Genomic DNA, 6,992 nt, shown 5'->3' with positions numbered 1-6,992 from the left:
TTTTTCAGGCGCTCATCATCCATGGCAAAGCCCTTGATGATGTATTCCTTGATCAGCTGGGTGGCCCAAATGCGGAACTGCGTGGCCTGTGCCGAATTGACGCGGTAGCCCACCGAGATGACGGCGTCGAGGTTGTAATACTTGACCTGCTGCGTCTGCGTCAGTCCAGCCACAGCACCGTGCTCACTGGTTGTTTCCAAAATGGAAATAACCACTTCTTCCACCAGTTCACCACTGTCAAAGATGTTTTTCAGGTGTTTAGAAATGGCTGGCACCCCCACGCCAAACAACTCGGCCATGCGCTTTTGGGTCAGCCAAATGGTTTCATGGCTGAGCAGCACCTCCACCTTGATGCCCCCATTGGGCGCGGTGTAGAGCAGAAACTCGGTGGTTTGGTCGCGGGTGGTGAGCTTCTTCATGCTTTGCCCCTTGTTTTGGGGCCGGGGTTCTGCCCCAAGGCCCGCAGTTGCTTGGCGCTTTGCGGGCTGACCAGCTTTTTGCCCGTTTCGGCTTCCAGCTTCAGCCGCGCCTGCCGGGCCACGCCGCCACCGCGCTTGGCCACGGATTCGTGTTCGTCCAGCGTTTGCGGTTGCACGGCTTCTGAGATTTCTTTGGTGGACAGCTCGGCCAGCATGCTCATGATCAACTCCTTGTTGGTCATGTTGTCGCGCAGGTTTTCTTTCTTCAGGCCCTTGTGCTGCTTGTATTCCTTGGCGGTTTTGTCGGCCCAGGTTTTGTAGATCACATCGGTCAAAAAGGCGAACTGCGGCCCTTCTTGCAAACCGTGCTTTATCCACTCGTCGGTCAGCTCCTTGCGGATCTCGATGCTCTTGAGCCGCTGGTTGATCCAGTTGTCTGTGTAGCCAAGGCGCTTGTAGTCCCGCATGGCCTGCTCAATGCTGAGTTCAGGGTCTTGCAGTTGGTCTAGGCGCTGGCTGCCCACTTCGGCCAGCCAGAGCTTGAAGGGTTCGGCCTTTTTAGAAGGGATGGACTGAACGATGCGCAAAAGCTGCTGGGTCGTTGCGGCCAATGTCTTTCTGGCTTTGCCAGTCTCGGTGGGCATGGCTACCTGGGGACAATTTGTCCCTATGTAGTCACGCAACTGTTCGTCCCGTTTGCGCAGCTTCTTCAAATAGTCCGTCGGGTTGACGCTGTCTGTGAGCGCAGCGACCACATCGACAATGGAAAAAAACCATTCTTCACGCTCGGCATCCCAATGGCTGCGGATATGGGTGGACTCGAACAGCTGCACTTTGACAGGGCGGTCAGTGGGCATGGGCATCTCCATGGGTTTCCGACTTCGGAAAGCTCAACAGCAAATCGCGGTAGTACGCGTATTGCTTCTGGCGCAGCTCAATTTCGCGGGGCAAACCTTCGGTGAGGGAGTTGGTCAGCGCATCGAATTTGTCGAGGATGGCAACGATGCGGTCTTGCTCGGCAAGTGACTTTTCAGGACTGCCCGGGCATGGCAGCGGCAACTTAATATCCTTCACCATCGGCTTCGTAAGCTGGGGTATGCCTGCCGCAGGAACCTTGTATTGACTCTCGATCGTTTTCATGAAGTAGTAGGCGTACTTCAGATTAACTTTTGTTTTTGGTGTCAACACAAGCAGGCGCACGATTGGAAAGAATGGCTTTTCTCTGTAGCTTGTCCATCCAATGGTGCCCCGCGCAGATATGGTCAGGCTTGGTTTATCGATCTTGGCCTTCTTCGTCCACCCGTATAGTGAGTTGTCGCCAATTCCGTTTGACAGAATCGGAATACTGAATTCCTCTGTTTCAGAGTTCGATAGTGCATCCTTTGGCACGTCACCACCTGCAAAAATGTCAAAGACCTCATCAAGAGGCTTCCACTCCACCTCCCCATCTTCAAAACTCAACAACTGGTCGCGGTAGTGGTTGTATTGTTTTTTGCGGGTTGTCAGCTCGGTGGTCAGCTCGGTGGTCAGCTCGGTGAAGGCGTCCAGGATGCGGACGATTTCGGCTTGGATTGCAAGCGATTTTTTGGGGTTGTCTGTGCAGGGGATGGGGATTTGAATCTTGGCCATATCGGTGGCTGAAACATCAATCACCTTTGTCCCTTTTGCGTATTTCCTTTTTGCTACGGAGAATTCTTCCGTCTGCGTAAAGTAGGCAAAGTATTTGCCCAGCAAACATTCGCCAGGTTTCAGGATCGATGCATGTCCGCCCGTAACCGCTTGCTGCTCCCCAAGATAAACCAGTGCTTTGCCAACATCCTCAAGGTTTTCACTTGTGTTGGTAATGACAACATCGCCCTTATCAACTTTCTTTAACTGCTTGGCTAAGTCGGGGGACACGAAGGATTTTGTTTCCGTAGTAGACAAGCCGTAATAGGTGTAAATCTGACCATAGTGAATGGCGGGAACACCAGTTTCAGTGAAGTCCTTCTTTTGCAATCCATTGCCACGGACCAACTCCCCAAGCTCACCCAGCGGTGTCCACTCAACCTCAACCCCATCGAGCAGTTTGTCCAAAAAGTCCACGCTGCTCATGCCTCCTGCTCCTCGCCTTCAATCTCGGCCACGATGGCGTCAATGTCTTGGCGCAGCTGGTCGATCTTGGCCACGGTGGTTTTGAGCTGGGCGTTGAGCTGGGCAATGTCCACCACTTCGCGGGTGTCTTTGGCCTCCACGTAGCTGCTGACGGACAGGTTGTAGTCGTTGGCGGCAATGTCGGCGTGGCTGACAGAGCGGGCAAAGTGGTCCATGTTGGCCTTGCTGTCGAACACGGCCATGATTTGTTCGATGTGTTCATCCAGCAGCGTGTTGTTGTTGGTTTCTTTTTTGAACAGGGCGCTGGCATCGATGAACTGGGTGGTGGTGTCGGCCTTGTGTTTGGACAGCACCAAAATGGTCACGGCAATGGTGGTGCCGAAGAACAGGTTGGGCGCCAGCGAGATGACGGTTTCCACATGGTTGCTGTCCACCAGGTATTGGCGGATTTTTTGCTCCGCACCGCCCCGGTAAAAGATGCCCGGAAAGCAGACGATGGCGGCGCGGCCTTTGCTGGAGAGGTAGCTGAGCGCGTGCAACACAAAGGCAAAGTCGGCCTTGCTCTTGGGGGCCAGCACGCCTGCCGGGGCAAAGCGGTCGTCGTTGATCAGGGTAGGGTCGTCGCTGCCGATCCACTTCACCGAGTACGGTGGGTTGGAGACGATGGCGTCAAACGGTTTGTCATCACCAAAGTGCGGGTCAATCAGGGTGTCGCCCAGCTGGATGTTGAACTTGTCGTAGTTGACGTTGTGCAAGAACATGTTCATGCGCGCCAAGTTGTAGGTGGTGTGGTTGAGTTCTTGCCCCCAAAAACCGTCTTGAATCAAATGCTGGTCAAAGTGTTTTTTGGCTTGCAGCAGCAGTGAGCCCGAGCCACAGGCTGGGTCGTAAATCTTGTTGACGCTGGTTTGCTTGTGCATGGCCAGCTGGGCAATGAGCTTGGACACATGCTGGGGCGTGAAAAACTCACCGCCCGACTTGCCCGCGTTGGCGGCATAGTTGGAAATGAGGAATTCGTAGGCATCGCCAAACAGGTCGATTTGGTGGGTCTCGAAATCGCTGCCGCCAAAGTCGCCAAAGTCCAGCTCGGCCACGCCCTTGAGAACGGCGGCCAGGCGGGTGTTTTTGTCTTTGACGGTATTGCCCAGGCGGTTGCTGGTGGTGTCAAAGTCGGCAAACAAGCCTTTGATGTCTTTTTCGGACGGATAGCCATTGGCCGAGCTTTCAATGGCGGTAAAGATAGCGGCTAAATCGGTGTTTAAGCTTTCGTTGGTGTTGACACTGGCAACCACTTTGGCAAACAGCTGACTGGGGTAGATGAAATAGCCCTTGGTCTTGACGGCATCGTCTTTGATGTCTGCGGTGATCACGCTATCCGCCAGCTCTGCGTAGTTGATGCTGTCGTCACCCGCTTCGATGTAGCTGGCAAAGTTTTCGCTGATGAACCGGTAGAACAAGGTGCCCAGCACGTACTGCTTGAAATCCCAGCCGTCTACTGCTCCGCGTACATCGTTGGCAATTTTCCAGATTTGGCTTTGCAGTGCGGCACGTTGTTGTTGGCTGGTCATTCTTAAGTTCCTCTTCTTAGCTGCCGATATTGTCGCTTCTAAGTAAGTGAAAAACACTCAGATGCATAGGCAATTTCACACCACGTTATCGGTTGATCGAGTAAACATAGAGACTTGTCGAATTAATCCAATGGATTAGAATGAAATCTCTACTCACTATCGCCGAGCTGCCCGAATACATACGTCGTGCTGAGAAACTGATGAGTGCGACTGAGCGCTTAGACATCATCAACTACTTGGCTGCGCATCCGAAAGCGGGCGACTTGATGGAGGGCACAGGCGGCATTCGCAAACTGCGTTGGGGACGGGGTGCACAGGGCAAGTCAGGTGGTGTGCGCGTGATCTATTACGTTCACAGTGAACAAATGCCGCTTTACCTGCTGACACTGTTTGCAAAAAATGAACGTGCCAACATCAGCAAAGCTGAGCGCAATGAGTTGGCAGAAGTGGTCGATTTGCTCGTGCAAATTTGGTTTGAATCGTGAAAGGAAAACACATGACAAATGCATTCAACAGCATCAAACAAGGTTTGACTGAAGCCGTTGCGCACGCCAAAACCAAAGACACCAAAACATCTGGTGTGAAGCTGTACCAACCCCATGCAGTTGATGTGTCAAACCTGCGCCAACGCCTGAGCCTGACACAAGAGCAGTTTGCAGCTCGCTTTGGTTTTTCAGTGGCTACATTGCGCCATTGGGAACGTGGTGACCGTTCACCCAGCGGTGCTTCGCTGGTGTTGCTCAATGTGATTGATCGCAATCCAACAGCGGTGCTGCAAGCATTGCAATAAAAGAAGCTGCCAAGCCTTTCAGGTTGGGCGGTATACTTTTTATCGTAAGCACTGAGGACCCCACTCCCGCACCTGTAAAGGTACCTAAGCCGGTGATGCCCTTTGATGCACCAGAGCAAGACGCCACCCTCGAGGTGGCGTTGCGCTTTGTGGGGCTAGATTAGCCCAAGGGTCGAAAAAATATTTGATTTGCACTTGCATTGAAATCACTCAGCAAGAAAAAAAGCCGCCAACCCTCTTAGGTTGGCGGCTTCTTTGTTTACAACGCGAAGTGTTTACTTCTTGCTAGGCGGCAAGTCCGTGCAGCTACCGTGCGCCACTTCTGCCGCCATGCCGATGCTTTCGCCAAGCGTGGGGTGTGGGTGAATGGTTTTGCCGATGTCCACAGCGTCTGCGCCCATTTCGATTGCCAGAGCGATCTCGCCAATCATGTCGCCCGCGTGCGTGCCCACCATGCCGCCGCCCAAGATCTTGCCGTGGCCGTGGGCCTCGGGTGAATCGTCAAACAGCAGTTTGGTCACGCCTTCGTCGCGGCCGTTGGCAATGGCGCGGCCCGAGGCGGTCCAAGGGAACAAGCCCTTTTTCACCTTGATACCTTGCGCTTTGGCTTGGTCTTCGGTCAAGCCCACCCATGCCACTTCGGGGTCGGTGTAGGCCACGCTTGGGATGACGCGCGCGTTGAACGCAGCGGCTGCCAGCTCTTTGTTGCCTTGCAGTTCGCCAGCAATCACTTCTGCCGCCACGTGTGCTTCGTGCACCGCCTTATGCGCCAACATGGGCTGGCCCACGATGTCGCCAATGGCAAAGATGTGCGGCACGTTGGTGCGCATTTGAATGTCGACGTTAATAAAGCCACGGTCGGTCACAGACACGCCAGCTTTTTCAGCGGCGAGTTTCTTGCCGTTGGGCGTGCGGCCCACAGCTTGCAACACGAGGTCGTACACCTGCGGCGCGGGGGCTGTGCCGCCCTCTTCTGCCGGTGCAAACGTGACCTCAATACCTTCGGGTAAGGCACGTGCGGACACGGTCTTGGTCTTGAGCATGATGTTGTCAAAGCGCTTGGCGTTCATCTTTTGCCAGATCTTCACCAAGTCGCGGTCAGCGCCTTGCATGAGGCCGTCCATCATTTCCACCACGTCTAGGCGTGCGCCCAGCGTGCTGTAAACAGTGCCCATCTCGAGGCCGATGATGCCGCCGCCCAAGATGAGCATGCGCTTGGGCACTTCTTTGAGTTCCAAAGCGCCGGTGCTGTCGACCACGCGTGGGTCGTTGGGCATGAAAGGCAAACGCACAGCTTGTGAGCCTGCAGCGATGATGGCCTTCTTGAAGGCGATCACTTTTTTGCTGCCGTTTTGTTCTTGTGCAGTGCCAGTGGTCTCGCTCACTTCGAGGTGGTTTGCACCCACGAACTGACCCAAGCCGCGCACGGTGGTGACCTTGCGCATCTTGGCCATGGCAGCCAAGCCGCCTGTGAGTTTGCCAATGACTTTTTCTTTGTGGCCGCGCAGCTTGTCGATGTTGACAGCGGGTGTACCGAAGTCCACACCGAGGTCAGCCATGTGGGCCACTTCGTCCATCACCGCTGCGACGTGCAGCAGGGCTTTGGATGGAATGCAACCCACGTTCAAACACACGCCGCCCAAGGTGGCGTAGCGCTCGACGATGACGACGTTCAAGCCGAGGTCAGCCGCACGGAATGCAGCCGAGTAGCCACCAGGGCCACCGCCCAACACGAGCACATCACACTCGATGTCGGCAGAGCCGCCAAAGGATGAGGCTGTTGGTGCGGGGGCTGCGGCCACTGGAGCAGCGGGTGCTGCGGCTGGAGCCGCTGCGAGCGCAGGTGCAGAAGCGGTTGGCGCGGCAGGAGCAGCGGCAGCGCCTTCTGCATCCAACACCAACACAACAGAGCCTTCTTTGACCTTGTCGCCCAGCTTGACTTTCAACTCTTTCACCACGCCTGCGTGTGAGGATGGAATTTCCATCGACGCTTTGTCGGACTCCACAGTGATGAGCGATTGCTCAGCTTTGACTGTGTCGCCGGGTTTGACCAGCAACTCGATCACGGCCACTTCGTCGAAGTCGCCGATGTCTGGAACTTTGATATCAATCATTGCCATA

Annotated in this window: 7 protein-coding genes; 2 read left to right on the top strand and 5 right to left on the bottom strand. The window is 54.8% G+C overall.

Going from position 1 to position 6,992, the window contains the following annotated elements; translation table 11 throughout:
- The 4 genes from C5F52_RS21390 to C5F52_RS21375 form a co-directional block, all read right to left on the bottom strand.
- On the bottom strand, window positions 1-419 hold a 419-nt coding region (locus C5F52_RS21390), incomplete at its 3' end, for a virulence RhuM family protein (RefSeq protein WP_146100134.1).
- Window positions 416-1,276 (bottom strand): BRO family protein, encoded by an 861-nt coding sequence (locus C5F52_RS21385; RefSeq protein ID WP_104800393.1) that lies wholly within the window; start codon window positions 1,274-1,276, stop codon window positions 416-418. The genes C5F52_RS21390 and C5F52_RS21385, both read right to left, overlap by 4 nt.
- A complete protein-coding gene (locus C5F52_RS21380) occupies window positions 1,266-2,513 on the bottom strand; it encodes a restriction endonuclease subunit S (RefSeq protein ID WP_104800373.1) in 1,248 nt (415 codons plus the stop codon). Before C5F52_RS21380 ends, C5F52_RS21385 begins: the two co-directional genes overlap by 11 nt.
- Window positions 2,510-4,081 carry a type I restriction-modification system subunit M gene (locus C5F52_RS21375; protein ID WP_104800372.1) on the bottom strand — a complete coding sequence of 524 codons (1,572 nt, stop codon included), beginning with the start codon at window positions 4,079-4,081 and terminating at the stop codon, window positions 2,510-2,512. Before C5F52_RS21375 ends, C5F52_RS21380 begins: the two co-directional genes overlap by 4 nt.
- Window positions 4,082-4,221: 140 nt before the next feature.
- Between C5F52_RS21375 and C5F52_RS21370 the strand changes: the two genes are divergently transcribed.
- Both C5F52_RS21370 and C5F52_RS21365 read left to right on the top strand, forming a co-directional pair.
- Window positions 4,222-4,566 carry a type II toxin-antitoxin system RelE/ParE family toxin gene (locus tag C5F52_RS21370; protein ID WP_104800371.1) on the top strand — a complete coding sequence of 115 codons (345 nt, stop codon included), beginning with the start codon at window positions 4,222-4,224 and terminating at the stop codon, window positions 4,564-4,566.
- Window positions 4,567-4,577: 11 nt separating this feature from the next.
- The gene (locus tag C5F52_RS21365) at window positions 4,578-4,871 is read left to right on the top strand and encodes a DNA-binding transcriptional regulator (protein WP_104800370.1); all 294 of its coding nucleotides are present in this window, start codon (window positions 4,578-4,580) and stop codon (window positions 4,869-4,871) included.
- A gap of 275 nt (window positions 4,872-5,146) precedes the next feature.
- Here the strand turns inward: C5F52_RS21365 and lpdA are convergent, their stop codons facing one another.
- Window positions 5,147-6,991, bottom strand: coding sequence for a dihydrolipoyl dehydrogenase (lpdA, locus tag C5F52_RS21360; protein WP_104800369.1), 1,845 nt, complete (start codon window positions 6,989-6,991; stop codon window positions 5,147-5,149).
- Window position 6,992 lies beyond the last annotated feature (1 nt).

The sequence above is a fragment of the Limnohabitans sp. TS-CS-82 genome, assembly GCF_002943475.1.
Note: the sequence above shows the minus strand (reverse complement) of the source record. Positions and strands in the feature narration are given on the sequence as shown.